This window comes from Burkholderia sp. LAS2, assembly GCF_018417615.1.
Taxonomy (GTDB): Bacteria; Pseudomonadota; Gammaproteobacteria; order Burkholderiales; family Burkholderiaceae; genus Burkholderia; species Burkholderia sola.
This window is the reverse complement of the sequence record NZ_CP071053.1, coordinates 244146-266353: the sequence shown is the minus strand read 5'-3', so window position 1 is coordinate 266353 and position 22208 is coordinate 244146. Positions and strand designations below refer to the sequence as shown.

General features: G+C 67.3%; 21 protein-coding genes. 7 read left to right on the top strand and 14 right to left on the bottom strand.

The genetic code is table 11. The annotated features are described in order from the left end of the window. Nucleotides 1-16: 16 nt before the first annotated feature. On the bottom strand, nucleotides 17-145 hold the full coding sequence (locus tag JYG37_RS35020; protein ID WP_283813250.1) for a hypothetical protein: 129 nt from the start codon (nucleotides 143-145) through the stop codon (nucleotides 17-19). Between the two features lie 60 nt (nucleotides 146-205). Here JYG37_RS35020 and JYG37_RS21530 point away from each other — a divergent pair, with 60 nt between their 5' ends. Beyond that, on the top strand, nucleotides 206-580 hold the full coding sequence (locus JYG37_RS21530) for a hypothetical protein (protein WP_089489462.1): 375 nt from the start codon (nucleotides 206-208) through the stop codon (nucleotides 578-580). A gap of 102 nt (nucleotides 581-682) precedes the next feature. On the opposite strand, the gene JYG37_RS21525 is transcribed toward JYG37_RS21530, so the two are convergent. The 3 genes from JYG37_RS21525 to JYG37_RS21515 form a co-directional block, all read right to left on the bottom strand. Then, nucleotides 683-1441, bottom strand: a complete 759-nt coding sequence (locus tag JYG37_RS21525; protein WP_213346357.1) for an SDR family oxidoreductase — start codon at nucleotides 1439-1441, stop codon at nucleotides 683-685. A 184-nt stretch (nucleotides 1442-1625) separates the two neighbouring features. Continuing rightward, the gene (locus tag JYG37_RS21520) at nucleotides 1626-2573 is read right to left on the bottom strand and encodes an alpha/beta hydrolase (protein ID WP_050012845.1); all 948 of its coding nucleotides are present in this window, start codon (nucleotides 2571-2573) and stop codon (nucleotides 1626-1628) included. A gap of 61 nt (nucleotides 2574-2634) precedes the next feature. Next, on the bottom strand, nucleotides 2635-3732 hold the full coding sequence (locus JYG37_RS21515; protein ID WP_050012876.1) for an OpgC domain-containing protein: 1098 nt from the start codon (nucleotides 3730-3732) through the stop codon (nucleotides 2635-2637). A 381-nt stretch (nucleotides 3733-4113) separates the two neighbouring features. Here JYG37_RS21515 and JYG37_RS21510 point away from each other — a divergent pair, with 381 nt between their 5' ends. Next, nucleotides 4114-5268: a porin gene (locus JYG37_RS21510; protein WP_050012844.1), complete on the top strand. Its 1155-nt coding sequence runs from the start codon at nucleotides 4114-4116 to the stop codon at nucleotides 5266-5268. 41 nt (nucleotides 5269-5309) lie between these two features. Here the strand turns inward: JYG37_RS21510 and JYG37_RS21505 are convergent, their stop codons facing one another. Beyond that, nucleotides 5310-6221, bottom strand: a complete 912-nt coding sequence (locus tag JYG37_RS21505; RefSeq protein ID WP_050012843.1) for a LysR family transcriptional regulator — start codon at nucleotides 6219-6221, stop codon at nucleotides 5310-5312. Between the two features lie 143 nt (nucleotides 6222-6364). Between JYG37_RS21505 and JYG37_RS21500 the strand changes: the two genes are divergently transcribed. Together JYG37_RS21500 and JYG37_RS21495 are read left to right on the top strand one after the other, a co-directional pair. After that, complete coding sequence (locus JYG37_RS21500) at nucleotides 6365-7366, top strand: aldo/keto reductase (protein ID WP_213346355.1); 1002 nt, start codon at nucleotides 6365-6367, stop codon at nucleotides 7364-7366. A 131-nt stretch (nucleotides 7367-7497) separates the two neighbouring features. Beyond that, complete coding sequence (locus JYG37_RS21495; protein WP_213346354.1) at nucleotides 7498-8238, top strand: sulfite exporter TauE/SafE family protein; 741 nt, start codon at nucleotides 7498-7500, stop codon at nucleotides 8236-8238. An 83-nt stretch (nucleotides 8239-8321) separates the two neighbouring features. Here JYG37_RS21495 and JYG37_RS21490 read toward each other — a convergent pair whose 3' ends face one another. The 3 genes from JYG37_RS21490 to JYG37_RS21480 form a co-directional block, all read right to left on the bottom strand. Continuing rightward, entirely contained in the window at nucleotides 8322-10484 is a 2163-nt protein-coding gene (locus JYG37_RS21490) for a hypothetical protein (protein WP_213346353.1), read from the bottom strand. A gap of 504 nt (nucleotides 10485-10988) precedes the next feature. Further along, nucleotides 10989-11375, bottom strand: coding sequence for an ester cyclase (locus tag JYG37_RS21485; RefSeq protein ID WP_050012839.1), 387 nt, complete (start codon nucleotides 11373-11375; stop codon nucleotides 10989-10991). A gap of 46 nt (nucleotides 11376-11421) precedes the next feature. After that, complete coding sequence (locus tag JYG37_RS21480) at nucleotides 11422-12318, bottom strand: LysR substrate-binding domain-containing protein (RefSeq protein WP_050012838.1); 897 nt, start codon at nucleotides 12316-12318, stop codon at nucleotides 11422-11424. A 498-nt stretch (nucleotides 12319-12816) separates the two neighbouring features. Here JYG37_RS21480 and JYG37_RS21475 point away from each other — a divergent pair, with 498 nt between their 5' ends. The 3 genes from JYG37_RS21475 (at nucleotide 12817) to JYG37_RS21465 (ending at nucleotide 15771) form a co-directional block, all read left to right on the top strand. Beyond that, a complete protein-coding gene (locus JYG37_RS21475) occupies nucleotides 12817-13677 on the top strand; it encodes a peptidoglycan DD-metalloendopeptidase family protein (RefSeq protein ID WP_213346352.1) in 861 nt (286 codons plus the stop codon). Nucleotides 13678-13886: 209 nt separating this feature from the next. After that, nucleotides 13887-14786, top strand: coding sequence for a class A beta-lactamase (gene bla, locus JYG37_RS21470; RefSeq protein WP_124631060.1), 900 nt, complete (start codon nucleotides 13887-13889; stop codon nucleotides 14784-14786). Between the two features lie 112 nt (nucleotides 14787-14898). Further along, a complete protein-coding gene (locus JYG37_RS21465) occupies nucleotides 14899-15771 on the top strand; it encodes a LysR substrate-binding domain-containing protein (protein ID WP_050012835.1) in 873 nt (290 codons plus the stop codon). 25 nt (nucleotides 15772-15796) lie between these two features. Here JYG37_RS21465 and JYG37_RS21460 read toward each other — a convergent pair whose 3' ends face one another. From JYG37_RS21460 to JYG37_RS21435, 6 genes are all read right to left on the bottom strand, one after another. After that, nucleotides 15797-16132 carry a hypothetical protein gene (locus JYG37_RS21460; RefSeq protein ID WP_050012834.1) on the bottom strand — a complete coding sequence of 112 codons (336 nt, stop codon included), beginning with the start codon at nucleotides 16130-16132 and terminating at the stop codon, nucleotides 15797-15799. Nucleotides 16133-16496: 364 nt separating this feature from the next. Further along, nucleotides 16497-16751 carry a GlsB/YeaQ/YmgE family stress response membrane protein gene (locus JYG37_RS21455; RefSeq protein ID WP_050012833.1) on the bottom strand — a complete coding sequence of 85 codons (255 nt, stop codon included), beginning with the start codon at nucleotides 16749-16751 and terminating at the stop codon, nucleotides 16497-16499. Between the two features lie 167 nt (nucleotides 16752-16918). Then, a complete protein-coding gene (locus tag JYG37_RS21450; protein WP_249746065.1) occupies nucleotides 16919-17863 on the bottom strand; it encodes a fimbrial protein in 945 nt (314 codons plus the stop codon). A 63-nt stretch (nucleotides 17864-17926) separates the two neighbouring features. Next, entirely contained in the window at nucleotides 17927-20524 is a 2598-nt protein-coding gene (locus JYG37_RS21445; protein ID WP_213346348.1) for a fimbria/pilus outer membrane usher protein, read from the bottom strand. A 210-nt stretch (nucleotides 20525-20734) separates the two neighbouring features. Beyond that, nucleotides 20735-21475, bottom strand: a complete 741-nt coding sequence (locus JYG37_RS21440; protein ID WP_050012830.1) for a fimbrial biogenesis chaperone — start codon at nucleotides 21473-21475, stop codon at nucleotides 20735-20737. 111 nt (nucleotides 21476-21586) lie between these two features. Continuing rightward, nucleotides 21587-22138 carry a fimbrial protein gene (locus JYG37_RS21435; RefSeq protein ID WP_089489451.1) on the bottom strand — a complete coding sequence of 184 codons (552 nt, stop codon included), beginning with the start codon at nucleotides 22136-22138 and terminating at the stop codon, nucleotides 21587-21589. Nucleotides 22139-22208 lie beyond the last annotated feature (70 nt).

Below are 22208 nucleotides of genomic sequence, written 5' to 3'. Positions count from 1 at the left end.
CGCGATGCCGGGGGAATCAGGCGGCGGCAAGCTGCGTGGCGGCGCGGTCGGGTGTGCGATAGTGGGCAACCACATAGCCGATGAAGCTGCGCACTTTTCCAGCGCTTTCTAAAAAAAGATTCATGCGCGGTTCACGAATCTTCATCCGGTTCACGTGTACCGAGGTCGATAATTGGATCGCGTAATTCCGGCAAGGACGACAAAAATGACACAACCGTTGAGCATCAAGATGATCGAGGAGCGCGGCAAGCTCGTGGTGCTGATGTCGATCGAACGGGGTGCAGCCGTGCTCGATCCGGAAGACGTGGACGCAGTCATCCAGTACTTGAGTCTGCTGCGCGCGTCGATGCAGCCGGCGGTGCCGGAGCGTCCGCCACACGGGCAGCAATTCGTGACGGAAATGGATCCCTGCTGGTATGCCGAGCGCCATCCGGTGCAGGGCGGCGCGGTGCTGTTACTGCGTCATGGCGGGCTCGGTTGGGCAAGCTTCGCACTACCGCCGTGCAGCCTCGAACGGTTGCACGCTTCGCTGACGCAACTGCTCGAGGACGAGCGGCGAGCGATCAGCCTGCCGCACTGAATCTGCGTCGCGAACGTGCTTGCATGCGGCGTCGTTGCGACGGAGTGATTCGGTAGCCGCCAGTGCGTGAACGCCGCCTCCCGGCACGGGCCGCGGCGCGCGCTATCCGCGCCCGACGAACGGCATCGCGGTCGCCATGATCGTCATGTTGAGGATGTTGGTATCGAGCGGCAGATTCGCCATCTGGACGACCGCGTTAGCGACATGCGCGACGTCCATCCGCGCCTCGGGCGCCAGGCTGCCGTCCGCTTGCGGGACGCCTTGCGTCATCCGTTCCGTGAGCGACGTCGCGGCGTTGCCGATGTCGATCTGGCCGCACGCGATGTTGTACCGGCGGCCGTCCAGCGCCAGCGACTTCGTGATTCCGGTTACCGCGTGCTTGGTGGCCGTGTACGCGATCGTATCGGGGCGCGGTGCGTGCGCCGAGATCGAGCCGTTGTTGATGATCCGGCCGCCCTGCGGCGTTTGCGTTTTCATCAGCCGCCACGCGGCGCGCGCGCACAGGAAGACGCCGGTCAGGTTCGTCGCGACGACGCTGTTCCACACGTCGAATTCGTATTCGTCGAGGGACACGACCGGGGCGTTGCGCCCGGCATTGTTGAACAGGACGTCGAGCCGGCCGAACCGTTGCGCGATCTGCGCGAACGCGTGGTCGACCGAGGCCTCGTCGGTGACGTCGACGGGAAACACGTCGGCGTCGCTGCCGGCGGCGCGGATCGCGTCCTGCGTGTCGCGCAGCGACGCCTCCGTGCGCCCGAGCAGCGCGACGGTGAAGCCGGCCTGGGCGAGTGCGAGGGCCGCGGCGCGACCGATGCCGGAGCCGGCGCCCGTGACGGCGGCGAATTTCTTCGAGACGGACATGGCGTGATTTCCTGCGGGTCGAGTAGGGGAGGCAGGCGACGAACGATGTCATCGCCACTTCGGCAATGTAGACGAAATGCGGCGGGTACGGATTCAGGCGACGCCGTCAAGCGCATCGGATGCCATGGTTTTCGCTGAACGCGGAGCCGAGCGAGCGGGACGGCGGGACAACGCCCGCCGGCCGTCACTTCACGCACTCCAGCGCATACTTCAACCCCTGCCCGAGCAACCCGCGCCAGACGTCCCACGTATGCCCGCCGTCGACGATGCGCAGCTCGGCCGGGTTCTGCGCGCGGCGCAGGTGCGTGTACAGCACGCTCGATTCCGCCTGGATCGTCAGGTCGTCGTCGCCGGCCGCGATGAACATCGGCACGCGCCAATTGCGCGCGAAATAGCCGCGCAGCAGTGCCGGGTAGTTCAGCTCGTGCCACACGCGCGAATCGAACTGCCGGTCGCCGAACACGCCGACGTAGCGCGCGGCGGAATTGAGCGGCGGCTCGTTCGCATAGATCGCGGGGCTCAGCAGCATCGCGCCGCAGAACAGCCCCGGTTCGAGCAGCGAGAAGCGCAGCGCGCCGAAGCCGCCCATCGACACGCCGCCGATCGCGCGGCCCGCGCGCTGGTTCGACACCGCGAAGTGCGCTTCGACTTCGGGCAGCAGGTCGTTGAGGAACGCGCTCTGCATCTTCTCCTTGCGGTCGACGTACCAGTCGGTGCCGCCCTGCGGCATCACGATCACGACCGGCGGAATGTCGTGGCGCTCGATCAGCGTGTCGGCGGTGGCCTGCAGCCGGCCTTGCGTGACCCAGTCGTTCGCGTTGCCCGCGTTGCCGTGCAGCAGGTACATCACCGGGTAGCGCGCGCCTTCCGGGTTGTAGCCGGGCGGCAGGTAGACCGTGTACGACCAGTCGCGCTTCAGCGACGCCGACCGGAACGTGCGCAGCACGACGCTGCTGCCCGGATTGACGGGCGGCTCCTGCGCGGTCGATGGCGTCGTCGCGGTCTGGACGGCCGGCGGCGCGGGCGATATGGCCGGCGCGGCGGCAGGCGCGGCCGACGGTGGCGTGGCGTGGGCGGTGGCGATCGCGCCGGCGATCAGGGCGAGGGCGAATGGAAGGGCGAGTCGGCGCATGGCGAATCGTTTCAGGAGTGGCGCCGGCTATCGTAGCAGCGGCGCATGACGGCGCGGCGCGTCATGGCCGCGAACCGAACGGCAGCCGCGCGACGAGCGGCCCGTAGAGTTTGGCGACGAGATACAGCAGTCCGATCGCGACCACGTCGGCGGTCAGGCCGAGCGGCACGTCGAGATAGCCTTCGGTCGCCTGGTAGAGCAGCGAATCGACCGCGAGCGAGATGCCGGTGCCCGCGACGAAGCACAGCAATCCCTGCCGGCCGATCGTGCCGATCCACGGCATCGCGTGCGCGACCTTCTTCATCCAGCCGAGGTGCACGAGCTTGGCGGCGAGCCACGCGATCGCGAGGAAGTTCACGAGCCGTAGCGCGCCGAGGTTCTGCTTGATCGACGGATCGGTCGGGAACGGCTCGATGCGCAGCCGGTAGTACGCGCCGGCCGCGACGATCGCGAGCGCCGCGGCCGTCAGCAGCCAGCCCTGCGGCTTCGGCGCGAGGGTCTGGTAGACGGGCTGGCAGCGCGCGATCACGCCGAGCACGAACAGGAATTGCCACGCGAACGGGTTGAAATCCCACGGCGCGCCTTCGACGGTCGGCAAGAAGCGTGCGACGTGCGGCGCCGCGTACCACAGCGATCCGCTGAACGCGAGCATCAGCCAGGGCTGCGTGCGCGCGAGCGGCAGCGCGAGCGGGACGAGCAGCGCGAAGAACGCGTACATCGGCAGCACCGACGCGAGGTAGGGCTGGCGGCGGAACAGCAGGATGTCGCGCAGCGCGGCGAGCGGCTTGTGCAGCAGCCCGTCGAGATCGTTGGTCGGCATGTTCGGGCCGTCGATCGCGAACGCGTTCAGCACGGCGGTGATCAGCAGCATCAGGCCGGCCGTCACCAGGAACGCGCGGTAGATCTCGAACGCGCGCCGGATGAAACGCTGGCGTGCGGCGGCCTCGTCATGCCGCTCGGCGAGCGAGTTGTACGCAATGGCGGTCGCGAAGCCGCCGAGGAACACGAACACCTCGGCCGCGTCGCACAGCGCGTACGCGTGCAGCGTCACGCGCGACAGGATGCTGCCGCCGATGTGGTCGACGACGATGACGAGCAGCACGAGGCCGCGGAAGAAATCGAGCTCGGCGTAGCGGCCGGCTCGGGCCGGCGCGGTCATCGGGGCGCCTTTCGGCACGGGCCGCGGGCGCGGCCGGTACGCGCCGCGCATGAATCGGGGTCAAGCATGACTTCGTGAAGAAATGGCGAACGGATGCGCATTGTGCCATCGATGCGAAGCCTTCCGGGTTTACGCGAATGGCGGGCCGGCCGGCCGCTACCGACAAGCCCGGTCAGGCCGTCCGCGCAAGGGGCAGTTGGACGAGCGCAACGCTTTGCGCGCGACGACCCGTACCCGATGGACGGGCGGTTTGCGTCGTGACACCATTTTGTCCTCACGCGGCCGCACACCGCGTCGTCCGCCCTGCGGGCCACACATACAACAGATCGAACAATTCGCCGGGCGCATGGCCTGCCCGGCCCCCGGCTCCGGAGATTCGTCATGAGGAAGCACGTCATTTTTGTCGCCGCGCTCGCCGCCTTCGCCGCGCCGGCCTTTGCCGAGACCAGCGTGACGCTGTACGGCGTGATCGACGAAGGCTTCAATTACACGAACAACGTCAACGTCAATGGGGTCGGAAAGACCAATTACCAGCTCGCAAGCGGCTATGCTCAGGGCAGCCGGTGGGGCCTGAAGGGCAGCGAGGATCTCGGCGGCGGGCTGAAGGCGGTCTTCACGCTGGAAAACGGTTTCGACGTGAACAACGGCCGGCTCGGCCAGGGCGGCCGCATGTTCGGCCGTCAGGCGTTCGTCGGGTTGTCCGAGTCGCGCTTCGGCACGCTGACCTTCGGCCGTCAGTACGATGCCGTCGTCGACTATCTCGCGCCGCTGACCGCGAACGGCAACTGGGGCGGCACGCTGTTCTCGCACCCGTTCGACAACGACAACACGGACAACTCGTTCCGCGTCAACAACACGGTCAAGTACGCGAGCGCCGACTGGAACGGCCTGACGTTCGGCGGCACGTACAGCTTCAGCAACAGCACGGGCTTCTCGAACAACCGCCAGTACAGCATCGGCGCGCAGTATTCGCTGGCCGGGCTGCAGGTCGCGGCCGCGTACCTGCAGGCGAACAACCCGGGCATCGGCAACGCGGGCGCGATCGCGGCCGACGACGCGAACTTCGTCGCCGATCGGCTGCGCATCTTCGGCGGCGGCGTCAACTACACGTTCGGCCCGGCGACGGTCGGCGTCGTCTATACGAAGACCGACGTGAAGAACCCGGTATCGACGGTCTACCTGCCGGCGTCGACGTTCGCCGGCCTCGGGCTGACCGCGACGAAGTTCCAGAACTTCGAGATCAACGGCAAGTACCAGCTCACGCCCGAGTTCTACCTCGGCGCGCAGTACGTGTATACGGACGGCAAGTACGACGCCGCGGCCGGTTCGTTCAAGCCGAAGTACCACACGGTCGGCCTGATGGCCGACTACAGCCTGTCGAAGCGCACCGACGTGTACCTGCAGGGCGCGTGGCAGAAGGTGGGCGGCGACAAGACGGGCACGGCAGCCGACGGCGGCTATGTCGTCGGGACCGACGGCCCGTCGGCGTCGTCGAACCAGTTCGCGGTGCGCGCCGCGATCCGCCACAAGTTCTGAGGGCGCCGGCGCCGGGGCGAACGGCCCCGGCACGGCCGTCGTCAGTCCGCCCGGTGCGGGCCGTCGAGCGTTTCCGCGAGCCAGTCGACGAAGATCCGCACGCGCGGCGCGAGATGCCGGCCGGTCGGAAACACCACCGTCACGGGCAGCGGCCCCGCATTCCATTCCGGCAGCACCTCGACCAGCGAGCCGTCGGCGAGCAGCGGCGCGAGCCCGTCGCGCGGCGCCTGGATCAGCCCGAGGCCCGCGAGGCAGCACGCGAGATACGCCTGCGAGCTGTTGACCGACACGACGCTGTGCATCTTCACCGTGTGCATCTCGCCCGAATCCATGTCCGTATATTCCCAGTCCAGCTCGCGGCCCGTGCGGCTCGAGAAATAGCCGACCGCGACGTGGTCCGGCAGATCGTCCGGCGAGCGGGGCAGGCCGTGTCGCGCGAGATACGCGGGCGACGCGCAGTTGATCTGCGCCATTTCGCCGACGCGCCGCGCGACGAGCGACGTGTCGGACAGCACGCCGACCCGCACCGCGCAGTCGATGCCGTCCGCGACGAGATCGACGAAGCGGTCGGTCGTGCTGATCGCGATGCGCAGGTCGGGATAGCGCGCGTGGAAATCGGGCAGCGCCGGAATCACCTGGTTCAGCGCGAACCGCTCGGGCAGATCGACGCGGATCACGCCACGCGGCGACGCGCCGGCATCCTCGAACAGCGTCTCCGCATCGTCGAGGTCGGCGAGCAACTGCACGCAGCGCTCGTAGTAGGTCGCGCCCTCGGCCGTCAGCGCGACGCGCCGCGTCGTGCGTTGCAGCAGGCGGATCTTCAGGTGCTTTTCCAGATACTGGACGGCATTGCTGACCGTCGGGCGCGGCAGCTGGAGCTGCTCGGCCGCTTTCGTGAAGCTGCCGAGATGGGCGACGCGCGCGAAGACGCGCATTGCTTGCAGATGGTCCATGCGGGCGAGAACCTTGGCGGGAACGGGAACAAGGCTCCATTGTTAATCACCGTCGAATGGTTTGGTGGGGCGTTTCGCGTTTATCGCGCGGCGTCGTGCGGCCAGAATCCGTTTCATCCACTCACCATTCGAAGGAAACGGACATGGACAGGCGTCAACTGGGCCGCACGGGCCCACAGGTTTCGGCGATCGGGCTCGGCTGCATGGGGATGTCGGATCTCTACGGGCCGGCCGATCGCGACGAAAGCATCGCGACGCTGCACGCGGCGCTCGACCACGGCATCACGCTGCTCGATACCGGCGACTTCTACGGGATGGGCGACAACGAGATGCTGATCCGCGACGCGCTGCGTGGCCGGGCGCGCGACCAGGTGGTGATCAGCGTGAAGTTCGGCGCGCTGCGCGATCCGGCCGGCGGGTTTGCCGGCTACGACGCGCGGCCCGCGGCGATCCGGAACTTCGTCGCCTATTCGCTGAAGCGGCTCGGCACCGACTACCTCGACATCTACCGGCCGGCGCGGGTCGATCCGGCGGTGCCGATCGAGGAGACGGTCGGCGCGATCGCCGATCTCGTGAAGGCCGGCTACGTGCGCCATATCGGGCTGTCGGAAGTCGGCGCGGACACGATCCGCCGCGCGGCCGCCGTCGCGCCGATCGCCGATCTGCAGATCGAATATTCGCTGCTGTCGCGCGGGATCGAGGCCGAGATCCTGCCCGTCTGCCGCGAGCTCGGCATTGGCGTGACGGCCTACGGCGTGCTGTCGCGCGGGCTGCTGGGCGGGCGCTGGACGGCGGCGCGGCAGGGCGAGCGCGATTTCCGCGCGGCGAGCCCGCGCTTCCAGGGCGAGAACCTCGCGCACAACCTCGCGCTGGTCGACGCGCTGCGCGCGATCGCCGACGAGAAGGGCAGCAATCCGGCGCAGGTCGCGATTGCGTGGGCGCTGTCGCGTGGCGCCGACATCGTGCCGCTGGTCGGCGCGCGCAAGCGCACGCAATTGCAGGACGGTTTGCTGGCGACAGAATTGCAACTAACGGTCGAAGAGCGTGCCCGCATCGAAGCGGCGGTTCCCGCCGGGGCGGCTGCCGGCGAGCGCTATCCGGCCGCGCAGATGGCGCACCTCGACAGCGAGCAGGGCCGGGGGTGATGCATGGGGCCGGATCGACGGCCCCGACAGCCCCGGCCGGCGGCCCCGAGCCAGCCTCAGGCAAAGCCAGATGGCGGGCGGCATGGCGGGCAGGCACCATCGGCGCCGTACTCAACGGACGGAATGCCGCCATGTCAATTCATACGCTGACGATCATCGCGCTGGTTTTCCTGCTGGCCGGCGCGGTGAAGGGGATGATCGGGCTCGGGCTGCCGACGATCGCGATGGGGCTGCTGACGCTCGCGATGCCGCCGTCGGCCGCGGCGAGCCTGCTGCTCGTGCCGTCGTTCATCACCAACGTGTGGCAGTTGTGGCTCGGCCCGTCGTTCGGCGCGCTGCTGCGCCGGCTGTGGCCGCTGCTCGCCGGCCTGACGGTCGGCACGCTGACGGGCGGGCTGCCGGCGCTCGCGGCCGGCAGCACGTGGACGCACGCGGCGCTCGGCGTCGTGCTCGTGCTTTACGGGGTATGGGGGCTGGCGGCGGCGCGATTGCCCGCGCCGGGCCGCCATGAAACATGGCTGTCGGCCGTGGTCGGCTACCTGACGGGCGTCGTGACGGCCGCGACCGGCGTGTTCGTCGTACCGGCCGTGCCGTACCTGCAGGCGCTGCGGCTGTCCAAGGACGATCTGATCCAGGCGCTCGGGCTGTCGTTCACCGCGTCGACGATCGTGCTCGGCTTGCAATTGCGCGTGACGGGCGCGCTGCAGACGGTCGATCTCGGCGTGTCGGTGCTCGCGCTCGTGCCCGCGCTGGCGGGGATGGCCGGCGGGCAATATGCGCGGCGCGTGATGAGCGAGAAGATGTTCAAGCGTTGCTTCTTCGTCGGGCTGATCGCGCTGGGCGCGTATATGGCGGGATCGCGTTGGTGGTGAACGCGGGCCCGGGCACTGCATGATCCCGAAGCCGGCTTCGGCAACCGGCTTCGGGAAGGGGCGCGGGAGCGCTGTCTTGTCGCTTACGCCGGATCGGCGTACCTCAGCGTCCACCCGACCGTGCGGGTCGCGCCTGCGCCGAGCGCGAACGGTTTCGTCGTGCATGCGAAGTTCGAATGCAGCTGCCCGATCGGCGTCGTCGACAGCGGATTCGTCGTGCCGTTCGCGGTGTCGAAGGCGGACAGCGCGCAGTTGTCGAACCCGGATGCCGCATAGCGCGTCGCCGCGCTGTTTGCGTACGTTACCGACACGCCGTCGCCGTTGGCCTGCGTCGACGCGAAATCCGCGAACGACGTGAAGTCCGTCTCGACCGCGAGGTTGCCCGCGAGCGTGCCCGAACTCAGCGTATCGCTGCGCGAGATCGTGCCGTGCGCGAACGTCAGCACCGTGTGCACCTGCAGGTCGAGATCCGTCGTGTACGCGGCGTTCTTCGACGCGACGCGGAACTTCGTCGTATCGAACGACACGATCACCTGGCCGTTGCTTTGCTGCACGTTCAGGTTCTTGTAGTACGTGACGGGAATGTAGGTCTTCGCGTTGTACGTCACCTGCGGCACCAGCAGCGCATAGCCGAGGTCGGTCGTGCCGTAGATCAGCTTGTCCGAGAACGGCACCGGGTAATACGGCGTGTACGCGTCGTAGTCGGGCGCCTGGCTGAGGTTCAGGTTGATCACGCGCCGGCCGTCGCGCACGGTGAGCAGCGCGGCGCTGTACGGATGCGCGGCATCGCCCGGCTGGTTGTACCAGGTGAGCGTGTAGCGCGGCAGCGCGTCGAGCCACGCGCGGTAGTCCGCATCGGCCATCGGCGCCTGGCCGCCGAAGCCGAGCTTGTTCCACCATGCGTTCACGTACAGGTACTGGTGCAGCAGGCTGAAGTTCTCGCCCATCACGCGCGGCTTGCCGCGATACGTGTCGGTGCCGCGGCCCTTGACCCACATGTTCACCGACGGCGTCGGCAGCGACGGGTCGTACCAGTACGTGTCGAAACGACGCGCGGCCTGATAGATGAATGCATACGCAACCTGTTTCTCGCGATCGGTCAGCACGCCGGCATTGGCCGCGGCCGTCAGCACCTCCATGAACGCGGAATCGCCGTACGGCCCGATCGAGCGGCCATAGTTGAAGCCCTGGCCGTCGGTGTTCAGCTGCGGCAGGATCAGGTCGACCGACTTGCGCAGATAGCCCTTCAGCTCCGGCGTCAGATTCGCTTCGTTGCCCATCTCGAACGTGCGCTCGACCACTTCGCCGATCAGCAGCGTGCTGTAGCGGTCGAAGCGCGCCTGGTCGTAGTAGGTCGTGTGCGTGTTCGATGCTTCGTCGGAGAACCCGCCCGACGAGTCGTTGCGGATGTGGTTCGTCAGCGTGTACAGCAGCGCGTCGCGTGCGCTCATCGTCGCGACCGCCGGATCGGTCTTCGATGCGAACGACGGGCTGCTCCAGCCGAGCTTCTGGCGCAGCCCGGCAATGCCGTAGGACACCGCATAGTAGTTCTGCGCGGTGTTGAGCGACGCGATGTCGATCGGCGTGCCGGCGGCCGGGCAGGTCGTGGTCTTGCCGCTCGCATCGGGGCCGAACATGTCGCAGAACGTGAGCCGCTGCTGCAGCGTCGCCAGCATCGCATCGCTGAAGACTTCGTTGAGCATGCCGTGCGCCTTCAGGTTGTTCAGCGCGACGAGGTAGTAGTACTCGCCCCACGAGGTATTCGCATACGCGTAGTTGCCGCCCGACTGCGCCATCATCGCGGTCGTGATCGTCTGGTACGTCGAGAGGTAGCTCGCGTATTGCGGGTCGTTCTTCGCCTTCATGTCGATCAGGATGTAGGACAGGCCGAGCGCGAGCTTGCCGGGCAGGAATTTGTCGCCGGTGTTCGTGTCGAGCACGTGGACGGGCGTGCCGTCGCCGAGATCCATCACCACCTGCGTGAAATCGGGCGATTTCCGGATCAGGTCGAACAGCGCGCGCATCTGGCCCATCATCGTGATCGGGATGTTCGTGCCGGCCGGCACGCGGGTGTCGGGCGCGCCGTAGACGAGCGCCTGCAGCGAGTTCGCTGCGAGCGCGGGCGGGGTGGACGTAGGGGGCGACGACGGCGTGTCGGTCACGTCGTTGCCGCCGCACGCGCTGACGAGCACGACGGAAAGGGCGCTGAGCGCGGCGCCGAGCGTGAATCTGCTGCGCGGATGCATGGTGTCTCCAATTTTGAATAGTGATGAAGCACGGGCACGTGTCGCCGATGCCGCGCTCGGTACCCGTACCGGGCGTCCGCCTTGCAAACCCTGATCCCTGAAGACGGACGGCCTGAATCGCAAATCGAGCAGGCAAGCGTTCCCCCTGCACGGGCCGTGATCGGCGTCGCGCTCGAGCATTGGAAAACGTTTTCCAAATTTAGGCATCGATCGGCGCGATGTCAATGAACTTTCACATCGGATGCGCCGGTAGAAACCCGAATGGAGGAAGCCGGGGCGTGCGAGAGGGGAATCGGAATTACGTGTAAATCGTCGGGATTTTTATCTTGATGATCGCGTGGTCATCGTGCGAAAGAAAAGCTTTGAAGCGGTGAGGGCGAGCATGGGCGGGAAACGGGTTCTCGGTGCATGAAGAGAGAAAACGTTATCTATAAGAATCGGAATGCAGTAAACCGCTCACGGCCGCCCGCCGCCGCATGCGCCGACCCGCCGTTTCGACGACGTTCAAAGCTGCTTCTCGATCGCCGCCTTGTCGATCACCGACCACACCTGGCGGATCTTGCCGTCGTGAAACTCGTAGAACACGTTTTCGGCGAACGTGACCTTGCGGCCGTCGACGGCGAGCCCCATGAACGTTCCTTTCGGCGAACACGCGAAGCGAAGGCGGCACGCGACGCGCGGCGGCTCGCACACGAGCAGCCGGATGTCGAAGCGCAGATCGGGAATGTCGCGGAAGTCCTGCTCCAGCATCGCGCGGTAACCGGCGAGGCCGAGCGGCCGGTCGTTGTGGATCACGTCGTCGGACACGTATTCGCCGAGCGCCGTCCAGTCCTGCCGGTTCAGGCAGTCGATATACGCGCGATAGCGGGTGGCGAGATCGGTATCGGTCATGGCGATGTCTCCGTAGGTCGATGGGACGAATCGAATGCGGCGCGCGTTACGGCGGCGGCGCGTCGCCCGACAGGAACGCGACGAACTCGCGCGTGTACTTCGGCAGCGCGTCGAACGACCGCGCGCAGAGCGTCAGTTTCCGATGGCTCCACGGATCGGACAACTCGACGAGCCGCACGTCCATCGTCTGCATCGCGCGCTCGGCCGCATGCCGCGACACGATGCCGATGCCCACGCCGCTCGCGATCATGCGGCAGATCGCGTCGAAGCTCTTCAACTGCACGCGATAGCGGATCCGCTTGCCGAGCGCGCGCGCCTGGTCGGCGAGATGCACCTGCAGCGCGCTGCCGTCGGTGAGGCCGATGAAGTCTTCGCCGGCGATGTCGTCGAACGCGACCGCGCCGTACGACGCGAGCGGATGCGTGGCCGGCACGACGACGATCAGCCAGTCTTCGCGGAACGGCTTCTGTTCGAGGCCGCCGAGCCCGACCGAATCGGCGACGATGCCGACCTCGGCCGTCTTGTTGCGGATCGCATGCACGATCTCCTGGCTCGAGCGTTCCTCGACGCTGATCGACAGCTTCGGATGGTGCGGCAGGTAATCGGCCAGCGCATCGGGCAGGTATTCGCTCAGCGACGCGGTGTTGCACAGCAACCGGATATGGCCGCGCAGCCCCTGGCCGTATTGCTGCAGTTCGCCGCGCATGTGATCGATCTGCTGCAGCACGGTGCGCGCGTGGTGTTCGAGCGCGCGGCCCGCGTCGGTGGCCTGCGCGCCGGACTTGGTCCGGTGCAGCAGCGGCACGCCCAGCTCGTCCTCCATCCCGCGAATGCGCTCGCTCGCGGCCTGCAGCGTGATGTGCGTTCGCTCGGCGCCGCCCGTGATCGTGCCGGCTTCGCAGATGTTCAGGAAGAGCCGCAGGTCGGTCAGGTCGAAGCGCATGATGGGCGGAGGGATGGATGGGGAATGGCCGATAAGTTAGCAGGAACCGCGGCGGCGGTCTCAGGGCCAGCCTGAGACCCGGTTCGCCGCTTCCGTATTTTCGGGGCGCGATCGACGCCCGATCATGGACACACATCAACCGGGGAGCCCGTCATGCAGATCGATTCGTCGTGGGGCGTGTCGTTCAAGATCGCGCTGCATCTGCTGTTCCTGTGCATCGGCGTCGCGTGGGCCGGTGCCGAATTCGTCGCATGGTTGCGATGAATGTCGTCGCGCGACTATCGAAACAAATGAACCATAGTTTTTTGCGACGAAAATTCTTCCGTTTTTCTGCGCCCAGACCATCAAGTTTTTCCGGATCGGACCGTATTACCGGTAGCGAATGCCGGCCGGCATCCGGTCCGTGATCGTTTGTCATCATTGTTTGCATCCGGTTACACGTCGGCCGTTCCGTTTTTGAGATGCTTGAAAGATTGTCAAACCGGAGTCGGATCGTCCATGAAAACGCGCGAGATTCACCGCAAGGCGGCGTGGCTGTCGGGCCTGGCCGCCGTGCTCGTCATGGCCGGTTGTGCAAATACGCAGTCCGTTCCGCCGAGCGACACGCTGGCGGCGCAGCCCTCTGATTCGAGCTCGTCCGCCGCGGCGCCGCCGGCCGCGCCGATGCCGGCCGCGCCGATTCTCGTCGCGCGGAAATATATCGTGAAACGCGGCGACACGCTGACGGGCATCGCCACCGCGAACGATTGCAGCGTGGCCGACTTGCGCACCTGGAACAAGCTGGCCGCGAACGGCAGGCTGCGCATGGGGCAGGTGCTGCGGATCGTCAAGCAGCAGCCGCTGCCGCCCGCGGGCGCGGCCGGCACGCAGGTCGTCGCGAGCAATGGCGCGGCGGGTAATCAGGGAACTGCGCCGGCCACGTCGTCGGCCAGCGCGTCGACCGCGAACGACCGTCAGGTCGTCAAGGAAACGAAGCGTCATGCGGGCGGCGTCGCGCTCAAGTGGCCGGCGACCGGCAAGATCGTCGAAGGGTTCCGGCCCGGGCAGAACCGCGGCATCCAGATTGCCGGCCGGCCGGGCGACCCGGTCCGCGCCGCGGCAGATGGGCGCGTGATGTACGCGGGCACCGGCCTGAACGATTACGGCAGCCTGATCATCGTCCAGCACAACGCGGATTTCCTGACCGCCTATGCGCACAACCGCAAGCTGCTCGTGAAGACGGGCGACATCGTGCATCAGGGCGATGCGATCGCCGAGATGGGCGACCTCGACAACTCGCGCGTCGCGCTGCTGTTCGAGGTGCGACGCGACGGCAAGCCGGTGAATCCGATGCCGTACCTGCCTTCGTCGCAAGGGTGAAGCGGGGCCGTTTCGCTGGAACGCGGCGGCGGTCGCTGCTACGCTAAGGTTTGTTCATGCGAATCCCGCTATCGCGGGGCCGACGGGCGTCTTTCGGGGATGCGCGGCGAATGCCGTCGCGGGCCGGCCGTCGGCGTGAACGGTCGCGCGTCGCCGATGCGCGGCCGCGTTGCTTCGCGCCACCGTTTCCGACAGAACAGACCTCATTCATGGAACACTCTCCGACACGCCGCTCGCTGTTGCTTGCCGCCGTTGCCGCGCCGTTCGTTGCCGCGTGCACGTCCGCGCCGGTCGCCGACCAGGGGCGCGCCCATACCGCGCACGCCGAACTCGCCGCGCTCGAAAAAGCCTCGAACGGGCGGCTCGGCGTCGCCGCGCTCGATACGTCGAACGGCGTGCGCATCGCGCACCACGCGCGCGAACGCTTCCCGCTGTGCGGCACGTATGCGGTCATGGCCGCCGCCGCGATGCTTGCGCGCGGCTCGCTCGACGCATCGCTGCTGCCGCGCCGCATCCTGTACCGCCGCTATGAAATCGTGTCCGGCTCGCCGGTGACGGAGAGCCACGTCGACACCGGCATGACGATCGCGCAGCTGTGCGCGGCGATGCTGCAGTCGGGCGACAAAGGCGCGGGCAACCTGCTGATGGGCGTGCTCGGCGGCCCGCAGGCCGTCACGGCGTTCGCGCGCGAAAGCGGCGACACCACCTTCCGCCTCGATCATTGGGAACCCGAACTCAACAAGGCGGCGCCCGGCGACGAGCGCGACACGTCGACGCCGGTCGCGATGGTCGACACGCTGCAGCGGCTGTTGCTCGGCGACACGCTGCGCGAACCGCAGCGCGCGCAACTGACCGAATGGATGGTCGGCGGCGCACGCGGCGCGACCGGTATCGCGGCGGGCGTGCCGCCCGGCTGGCGTGTCGCCGACAAGGCCGGTACCGGCGGCTTCGGCACGACGACCGACATCGCGGTGCTGTGGCCGCCGTCGCGCGCGCCGATCGTGATGGCCGTATCGTTCACGCAGCCGCAGGCCGATGCCGCGGCGCGCGCGGACGTCGTTGCATCGGCGGCGCGCATCGCGGCGGGCGCGCTCGCCGCGACGGCCTGAGTCCCCGGCGTCTCGCGCGAAGCCGGCGTTTGGCTTATCGTGTCGGTCAGCGCGCGCCGGCGTCGGCGCGCGGTCCTTCCGCGTCGTTTTCCGTTCCCGTTTCCCGTTCGCCATGCGCCGACTTCCGCCTCTGCACGCGCTGCAGATCTTCTCGACGGTGGCTCGCCACCGCAGCTTCACGCGCGCGGCCGAGCAGCTGTGCATCACGCAGGGCGCGGTGAGCCGGCAGATCCAGACGCTCGAGGCGCATTACGGTTTTCCGCTGTTCAGGCGGCATGCTAAGGGCCTCACGCTGACGGCCGAGGGCGAGCAGTTGTTGCCGGTGGTCGACGAGAGCTTCGCGCGGATCGAGGACATCTCGATGAAGCTCACGCGGCAGCGCACCGATCTCGCGCTGAAGGTGCCGACCTGCGTGATGCGCTGGATGCTGCCGCGCATCATGCGCTTCCAGGGCGAACATCCCGATCTCCACGTGCAGATCACGACCGCGTGGCAGCACGTCGTCGATTTCTCGAGCGAGCCGTTCGATGCGGCGATCGTCTACGGGACGTCGCCGGGCCCGGGCGTCGTCGCGCTGCCGCTGTTCGACGAGCGGCTCACGCCCGTTTGCGCGCCCGAGTTGCGGCAGGCGTCGCCGCTCGCCGCGGTCGGCGATCTCGCGCGCCATACGCTGCTGCATCCGACGCGCGACCACCGCGACTGGCGAGCCTGGCTCGACCATGCGGGCGAGCGTGGCGTCGATCCCGCGCGCGGGCCGACGTTCGACACGCTCGATCTCGCGACGAACGCGGCGATGCAGGGCTTCGGCGTCGCGATCGGCGACGTGACGCTCGTCGACGACGACGTCAGCGCGCGCCGGCTCGAACGGCCGTTCGACATCGTGCTCGAGACGGGCGCACGCTACTTCTTCGTCTATCCCGAAAACCTCGGCAGCCAGCAGAAGATCCGCGCGTTCAGCGACTGGATCGCGCGCCACCGCGACTGACGCGCGGCGGTTCCAGCGGTGGCTTCTACTGGTAAGTCACGACGGCGATCATCGGCGCGCGCGCGTTGCCCGGACGGTCAGGTAAAACGATTGCGCGGGAGGCCTGCGTAAAGGTCGTGGTCTTGATCGTGCGCAGGCTGGCCGCGTCGACGAACGCGACATGTCCGCTCGCCGGGCGCGGGCAGTCGGGCCGCACCTGCGCATGCGCGGCGTTGGCCGTGTCGAGCGCGAACGAGCAGGGCGGCTCGACGATCATGCCGGTGAAGTGGATGATGCCGCCCGTGCCGGCGGCAAATGACGAGGACGAGGCCAGAAGCGAGGCAGCCAGGGCAAACGAGGCGGCAAACGAACGATGCTTCATGACAGGCTCCAGAGAGGAAGCGCGTCGCAGCGAGGCCGCTCGAATGGCAGTCCGTCAACGCTGCGGTGCTGTATGCGTAAACGGCAATTTCATCGAACCTCTTGAGTGAGAAACCGGAAATAACGACGACGAGCAAACGACGCCGTGTTCCTTCAATCAATTTATCTCAAAATTGAGCGGCCGCAAGTCGGGGTATTGCCGATGACGTAGGCTCGGGGGAAGCGTGCCAATGGATGCGGGATTTGCAGATAAATCGTTGAAGGCTCAACGATTCGTCCAATCCCCAGGATGACGATTCGCCAAAGGAAAACGGCCGCTCGTGTGTGACGAGCGGCCGTTTGCGTCGGAGTGAACGACGCTGAGGTCAGCTTGCGCGTTTGCGCACCGCACCCACGACGACGAGCAGCACGATCGCGCCGATGATCGATGCGATCCAGCCTGCGCCCTGGCCCGGCGCATACCAGCCCGCGGCGCGGCCGATGTAGCCGGCGACGAGCGAGCCGACGACGCCGAGCACGACCGTCATCAGGATGCCCATCTTGTCGTCGCCGGGCTTCAGTGCGCGGGCGAGGAGGCCGACGATGAGCCCGACGACCAGGGTTTCGATGAATTGCAGCATGAACGCCTCCCTATTGCTGTTGAGCTGTTGACGAAAGGAAATGGACTCGCGCGGCGCGCCGGGGTTCCCTGCGGCGGCGAACCGGCGCGCGGCGTGCCGAGTATCGCACGTCGCCGCGTCGCGCGGATGTCAGGGCCGCCGCGGCCGCGTCGTTCATTGTGCGTCATTCATTGATAGTCGAGCAGAACCTGCGCCGCGGCATGAACCGAACCGCCGCCGACTTTCGCACCCGTTTGCAGGTAGGACGCGCGGAGCCGAATCGAAGGCGATCCGCCGGTGGCCTGGTTGTAGTTCGTCACGGTGTGCGATTTTCGCAGCACCAGCGGCTGGCCGGTCGCGGCGTCGGCGATCTGGATCCCGACGCCGCTGGCCGTGGCATCCGGGCGCAGCTGCATCCCGCCGGGTGTGCCGGCGACCACGTCGTCCAGCGGGGCCAACTGGTAGCCGATCCGGTTGTAGCCGGCCGGGCAGTTGTTCAACTGCACCTGAAAATCCGTCGCGCCGGCGGTCGAACCGACGCCGTTGAACTCGCGATGCTGCACGGGCGGCAGCGTGACGGTCTGGTCGGGAATCGAGCACGTTCCGTTGATGAAGCTGACCTTGGCGGCCAGGTTGACCGGGTTCGACCCGCCGAGGAGGCCGGACTTGTAGTAGATCGTGTAATAGGCGCTGGCCAAGCCCGAATTGAGCGACCCGTCCTGCGGCGGCCGGCTGTCGCGAAACAGGACGACTTCGAGCGTGTTGCGCAGTGTCGCCTTCGTCGACGAGACGGCTACCTTGCCGTCGACGACCATGCGCGTGGACAGGCCGGACACGTTGGTTTCCAGGTCGGGGCCGTCGGACACCCACACGCTTCCTTTGGGATACATCGCGATGCTCGTGATCTCGCAGGTGCTCTTGCCGCAAACGTCCTGCGGTGTGAAGTAATGACGGGCGACGACGGTGCCGGGCGTGGCGTTCCCGGGGCTGGAAAGGGTTGCCTGCCCGAACGCATTGAGGGCGGCCGCGTCGGTCGAGAATGCGACGCATGCGAGCAGAAGCGACCAAGCGACCGCAATCTGGCGAAACGGGTGGCGAGCAACGCAGCCACGTGCGTCGCGCGTGCGCGCCATGACTGCCGGGATCGTGAGTCGGGTCAATACGGACGATTGGCAAAAGTGGGACATATGGATTCCTTACTGAGTGTCGGCGGTCGTCGAATCGGGGCGGCACATGCTCGTCACGGTCTGGATGCCCGGCGCTTGCCGGTGGTGTTTTGCGACCGGCAGGTCGTACGCGATCCGGCAGATCGAGCCGGAATCGGCGCCCCACCGCACGGTCAGCGAGCCGCTGTCGTTGAGTCCGCGCGCGAAGATCTTGCTCGCCTGGCCGACGACGCCGACTTCCTTGCCGGTCTCGTCGTGCACGGCGGCGCCGAACGGTAGCGGCGTGCCGTCGGCCTGGCGCGCCTGAACGAGCGCGGCGCGGCCGGTGTCGGTTGCAAACCGGATGAGCGGCACCGCGCCGGCGCGCGGTGCGATCTGCCGGCTGGTTTCCTTCAACTCGACATCCATCGAGATGCCCTTCGGATCGAGCGCGACCGTATTGAGGCTGTATGGCGTCAGGTACGGCACGACCGCGTAGCCGTTGCCGTCGACCTTGACGCCCGCCGCGTTCGTGATGCGCGCGCCGGCCGCACCCGGCGCCTCGACGATCGCGAACGTCTCGGATACCGGCTGCGAGAACGTGATGCCGCCGCGGTGCGCGACGAGCGCGCCGCGTACGCCGAGCGAGCCTTGCTGGAACTCCGTGCTCGCGCCCGCGCTGGCGCTGACTTCCGCCAGGCGCGTGCGGTACGTGACGTTGGCGCTGCCGTCCGTGGTCGAATTCGTTCCGGACGCGTGGTTCGCGCTGACGCTGTACGACAGCGCATGATCTTCGCCGAGCGATCCGGACAGCGTCGACTGCAGCCGGGTGCGGCCGAGCGTGTCGCGCGACACGTTGCCCGAGACGGTCATCGGGCGCTCGCGACCGAGCGGGATCGTGACGCTGGCGTAATAGAGCGTGCTCATGTCGCCGCCGGCATTGCGCTGCCGCGTGGCCGTCAGGCTGTAGGACACGTTGCGGAACTGGTTCGTATAGCCGACGGAGTAGTTGACGTCGGAGCCGGGGCGATTCCAGTAGTTCACGGCCGAAGCCGTGGCGTTGATGCGCCCGCCGGTCGCGCCGAGGCGCTGCGTCAGCGCCAGCGATGCGCGATGGCGCTGACGCCAGACCGACTGGGCCGAACGGCCGTCGCGCGCGGCGTCGCGCGCCTGCATCGCGTCGTCGAGGCCGAAATATCCGTCCGTCGAATAGCGATACGCGGCGAGCGCGATGTCGGTACCGGTCGTCTCGACCGACTTCGCATAGCTGACGCGCACGCTCGAGCCGCTGTAGCGCTTCGCGCCGGGGATCGAGGTCAGCGCATGCGTGACGTCCGCGCCGAACGCGCCGAACGTCGTGTTGAACGCACCGCCCAGCATCGCCGACGCGTAACCGCCCGCGAGCGTGACGCCGCCATAGGCCGTCAGCAGGTTGGTCAGCCCGCGCTGGTACGTGGCCTGCGTGAACAGCGGCTGGCTCGACCCGCGAGGATTGCGCAGCGTGCCGGCGACGAAGCTGTAGCGGCCGACGCCCGGCCGCAGCGACATCGGCACGGCGGCGTAGGGCACCGAGAACGCGTGCACGGAGCCGTCGGCCTCCTCGACCGATACCTGCAGGTCGCCGCCATATCCGGTCGGGTACAGGTCGTCGATTTCGAAATTGCCGGGCGCGACCGTCGTCTCGTAGATCGTCACGTCGTTCTGGCGGATCGTCACCTTCGCGTTGCTGTTCGCAATGCCGCGCACCACCGGCGCGTAGCCGCGCAGCGAGTCGGGCAGCATCCGGTCGTCGGTCGACAGGCGCACGCCGCGGAATTGCGTCGAGTCGAACAGCTCGCCCGACGTGTAGCTTTCGCCGATGACGAGCTGCGACGACAGCGACGGCAGGTCGCGCTGCAGATAGGTCGCGATGTCCTGGTACCGGCTCTCGCCGCGCGACGACCAGGAATAGGACCCTTCGTGGCGAAAGCGCCAGTTGCCGAGGTTCACGCCGCCGTTCAGGCCGAGATAGCCTTGCGTTTGCGCGGTGTGGCCGCTGGCCTTCGACGTGTAGAGGTTGAAGTTGTAGCCGAGCAGGCCGACGGTTTCGCCGGAGGTCCATTGATCGGGGCTCACGTAGCCGCGTGCCTTGCGCGCGAGCGACGCCTGCGGGATCGACAGCCGCAGCGTCTGTCGCGTGAAGTCGAATGCCGTACTGGCGCCCGGCACGACTTCGTCGAGTCGCAGGCAGGCGTCGTCGCCGTCCAGTCGCGCGACGACGTCCGGCGCGAGCTTGCCGAAATCGACGCCGACGCGCTCGAGCAGCGCGCGGTCGAAGCATGGACGCGCGTCGCCCGAATCCGGCGCGGCCACGAAGCGCACGTCGTAGCGGCCGATCCAGTCGGGACCGACATGCACGTCGGCGGTATACACCCCGGGGGCCGTCACGTTGCGCCGGGCGAAGCGCGACACGTCGAAATCCCTGCCCAGGCGATTCTGCATGAACGCGCCGTCGAACTCGACTTGCGCGAGCGTGCCTTCCGCGGCAGCCGGTGTCGTCGCGCGGCCATCGGCGGACCACGCGGCGACGCAGGCCGCCACCAGCAGATGGATCGGCTTGACGCGTGGCATGTCGGCCGCGCCGTGGCACGGCGGTCGAGTCGGGGTCATGCGTAGTACTCCACAAAGTTTCGGATCGAGCGGGCGCGTTCGGCGGGGTGCAGGCGCACCGGCGTGCGCGTTGCGCGACGCAGCGCTGCGGCGGCGCGTGGCAAGTTCGGGGGGGCGTGCCGGTCGTCGGGACGGCCGAAACGGCGATGGACGAAAAGAGGTGAAGCGGCCGGCACGCGCCGTTGGTGCGCGTCGAGGGCCTCGGTCGAGTTACGGTGCGATACCGACCGGACGTTCGATGTCGGTTGCCCGGCCCCAGTCGTTGATGCTGCCGAATTCGACCGTCGCGCCCGCGGCTGGTGCGCTGGCGAGATCCTTGATCGGGAACCGTTGCGTGCTTCGGGGCAGCACGTAACCCATGCCTGCGTCGTGCTTGCGCCCGGCCGACTTCAGCAGCACGTTGCCGAAATTGACAACGAACGGCGTCGGATTGCTTGCCTCGAGCGCATAGCCTCCGTCGATGCGAACCACGTGCCAGTCGAGCTGCATCGGTGCGTCGTCCACATTGCCGGCCAGCCCGGCGGGGCGATACATGATCTTGATGCGTGAGCGGAACGCCAACTGTATGCGGTTGCGATCTTCTTCCGCGGACGCCTTCGGCGGCACTTCGAGCACATTCAGCCAGAACAGCGATTCCCGATCGGCAGGAAGCGGTTCGCCGGTATGCACGAGACGCAGCGCCTGGCCATTGCCGGCTTCCATCCGGAAGACCGACGGCGTCAGCGTGAACGGCACGTCGATGTTCTCGGGCAGCGCGCGGCTGTCGCCTTCGTCGAGCCACGCCTGCACCAGCGCCGGACGCTTGCTGTCGTTCGTGAGCTGGATCGTGACTTCGCGTTCGCTGGACGGGAAGATGACGCGCGTGCCGGCGATCACGACGCTCGCATCGGCTTGCGACGCGAATGCGGTGACGGCGAGGGCCAGCGTACGGAGGAGCTTCAACAGTTTCATGGGCGTGCGGACTCGGATCGTTGGGGCAGGGAGCAGACGGATGCGGCGGTTTCCGCGCCGCACGGCGTGACGCTTGGAGATCGCCGGGGCGGCGACCTCCAGGCCTCGTCCTTACTGGTAGATCAGCGAGTACTCGACACGCGACTTGACGTCGCCGGCCTTCACGGCGCCCGAGGCGTAGTATTCGGCGAAGTAGTTCAGCTTCGCCTTGCCGTCGGCATCGATGGTGGCCATCTCGGTGCTCGCGCCGGTTTGCGCGCCGACCGGAATCAGCTTCTGCTGCGAATCCAGCACGTTGATCTGGACGCCTTCGGCGGCCTTGGCGCCCGTGTCGATCGTCAGTCGGCCGCTCGACTGATCGACGTTCGTGCCGTTTTCGAACATGACGCCGACCTTCACCGGGTTGCCATCGCCGACCGCGCAGCCCTTGAGCGCCAGCGAGAACGCGCTGCGACCGGCGACGGAGCCGACATCGGCGAGCGCGGTGGTGCTGACCGGCGGCAGCGGGACGGAGAGATCCGAACCGCCCTCGACGCTGCATGTCGACGCGATGACGTTGCCGTAGAAGTTGACGGTGCCGTCCGCCGCGTAGGCCGCGGACGAACCGGCTGCGCTCGCGACGGCGAGCAGGAACGGGATTGCGCTGCGCTTGATGATTCGCATATTTAAATCTCCAAATAAACGTCGGTTTTCGAAAGCGCGGGTTGAATTTAAATCTCAGAATGGCGCGTTT

Bases quoted from the DNA above. Each gene is read 5' to 3' on its own strand.
- JYG37_RS21445 (WP_213346348.1), bottom strand. From the start codon at position 20,524: ATGACCCCGACTCGACCGCCGTGCCACGGCGCGGCCGACATGCCACGC.
- JYG37_RS21460 (WP_050012834.1), bottom strand. From the start codon at position 16,132: ATGAAGCATCGTTCGTTTGCCGCCTCGTTTGCCCTGGCTGCCTCGCTT.
- JYG37_RS21435 (WP_089489451.1), bottom strand. From the start codon at position 22,138: ATGCGAATCATCAAGCGCAGCGCAATCCCGTTCCTGCTCGCCGTCGCG.
- JYG37_RS21510 (WP_050012844.1), top strand. From the start codon at position 4,114: ATGAGGAAGCACGTCATTTTTGTCGCCGCGCTCGCCGCCTTCGCCGCG.
- JYG37_RS21525 (WP_213346357.1), bottom strand. From the start codon at position 1,441: ATGTCCGTCTCGAAGAAATTCGCCGCCGTCACGGGCGCCGGCTCCGGC.
- JYG37_RS21465 (WP_050012835.1), top strand. From the start codon at position 14,899: ATGCGCCGACTTCCGCCTCTGCACGCGCTGCAGATCTTCTCGACGGTG.
- JYG37_RS21485 (WP_050012839.1), bottom strand. From the start codon at position 11,375: ATGACCGATACCGATCTCGCCACCCGCTATCGCGCGTATATCGACTGC.
- JYG37_RS21455 (WP_050012833.1), bottom strand. From the start codon at position 16,751: ATGCTGCAATTCATCGAAACCCTGGTCGTCGGGCTCATCGTCGGCCTC.
- JYG37_RS21490 (WP_213346353.1), bottom strand. From the start codon at position 10,484: ATGCATCCGCGCAGCAGATTCACGCTCGGCGCCGCGCTCAGCGCCCTT.
- JYG37_RS21530 (WP_089489462.1), top strand. From the start codon at position 206: ATGACACAACCGTTGAGCATCAAGATGATCGAGGAGCGCGGCAAGCTC.
- JYG37_RS21500 (WP_213346355.1), top strand. From the start codon at position 6,365: ATGGACAGGCGTCAACTGGGCCGCACGGGCCCACAGGTTTCGGCGATC.
- bla (WP_124631060.1), top strand. From the start codon at position 13,887: ATGGAACACTCTCCGACACGCCGCTCGCTGTTGCTTGCCGCCGTTGCC.
- JYG37_RS21480 (WP_050012838.1), bottom strand. From the start codon at position 12,318: ATGCGCTTCGACCTGACCGACCTGCGGCTCTTCCTGAACATCTGCGAA.
- JYG37_RS21505 (WP_050012843.1), bottom strand. From the start codon at position 6,221: ATGGACCATCTGCAAGCAATGCGCGTCTTCGCGCGCGTCGCCCATCTC.
- JYG37_RS21495 (WP_213346354.1), top strand. From the start codon at position 7,498: ATGTCAATTCATACGCTGACGATCATCGCGCTGGTTTTCCTGCTGGCC.
- JYG37_RS35020 (WP_283813250.1), bottom strand. From the start codon at position 145: ATGAAGATTCGTGAACCGCGCATGAATCTTTTTTTAGAAAGCGCTGGA.
- JYG37_RS21515 (WP_050012876.1), bottom strand. From the start codon at position 3,732: ATGACCGCGCCGGCCCGAGCCGGCCGCTACGCCGAGCTCGATTTCTTC.
- JYG37_RS21440 (WP_050012830.1), bottom strand. From the start codon at position 21,475: ATGAAACTGTTGAAGCTCCTCCGTACGCTGGCCCTCGCCGTCACCGCA.
- JYG37_RS21450 (WP_249746065.1), bottom strand. From the start codon at position 17,863: ATGGCGCGCACGCGCGACGCACGTGGCTGCGTTGCTCGCCACCCGTTT.
- JYG37_RS21520 (WP_050012845.1), bottom strand. From the start codon at position 2,573: ATGCGCCGACTCGCCCTTCCATTCGCCCTCGCCCTGATCGCCGGCGCG.
- JYG37_RS21475 (WP_213346352.1), top strand. From the start codon at position 12,817: ATGAAAACGCGCGAGATTCACCGCAAGGCGGCGTGGCTGTCGGGCCTG.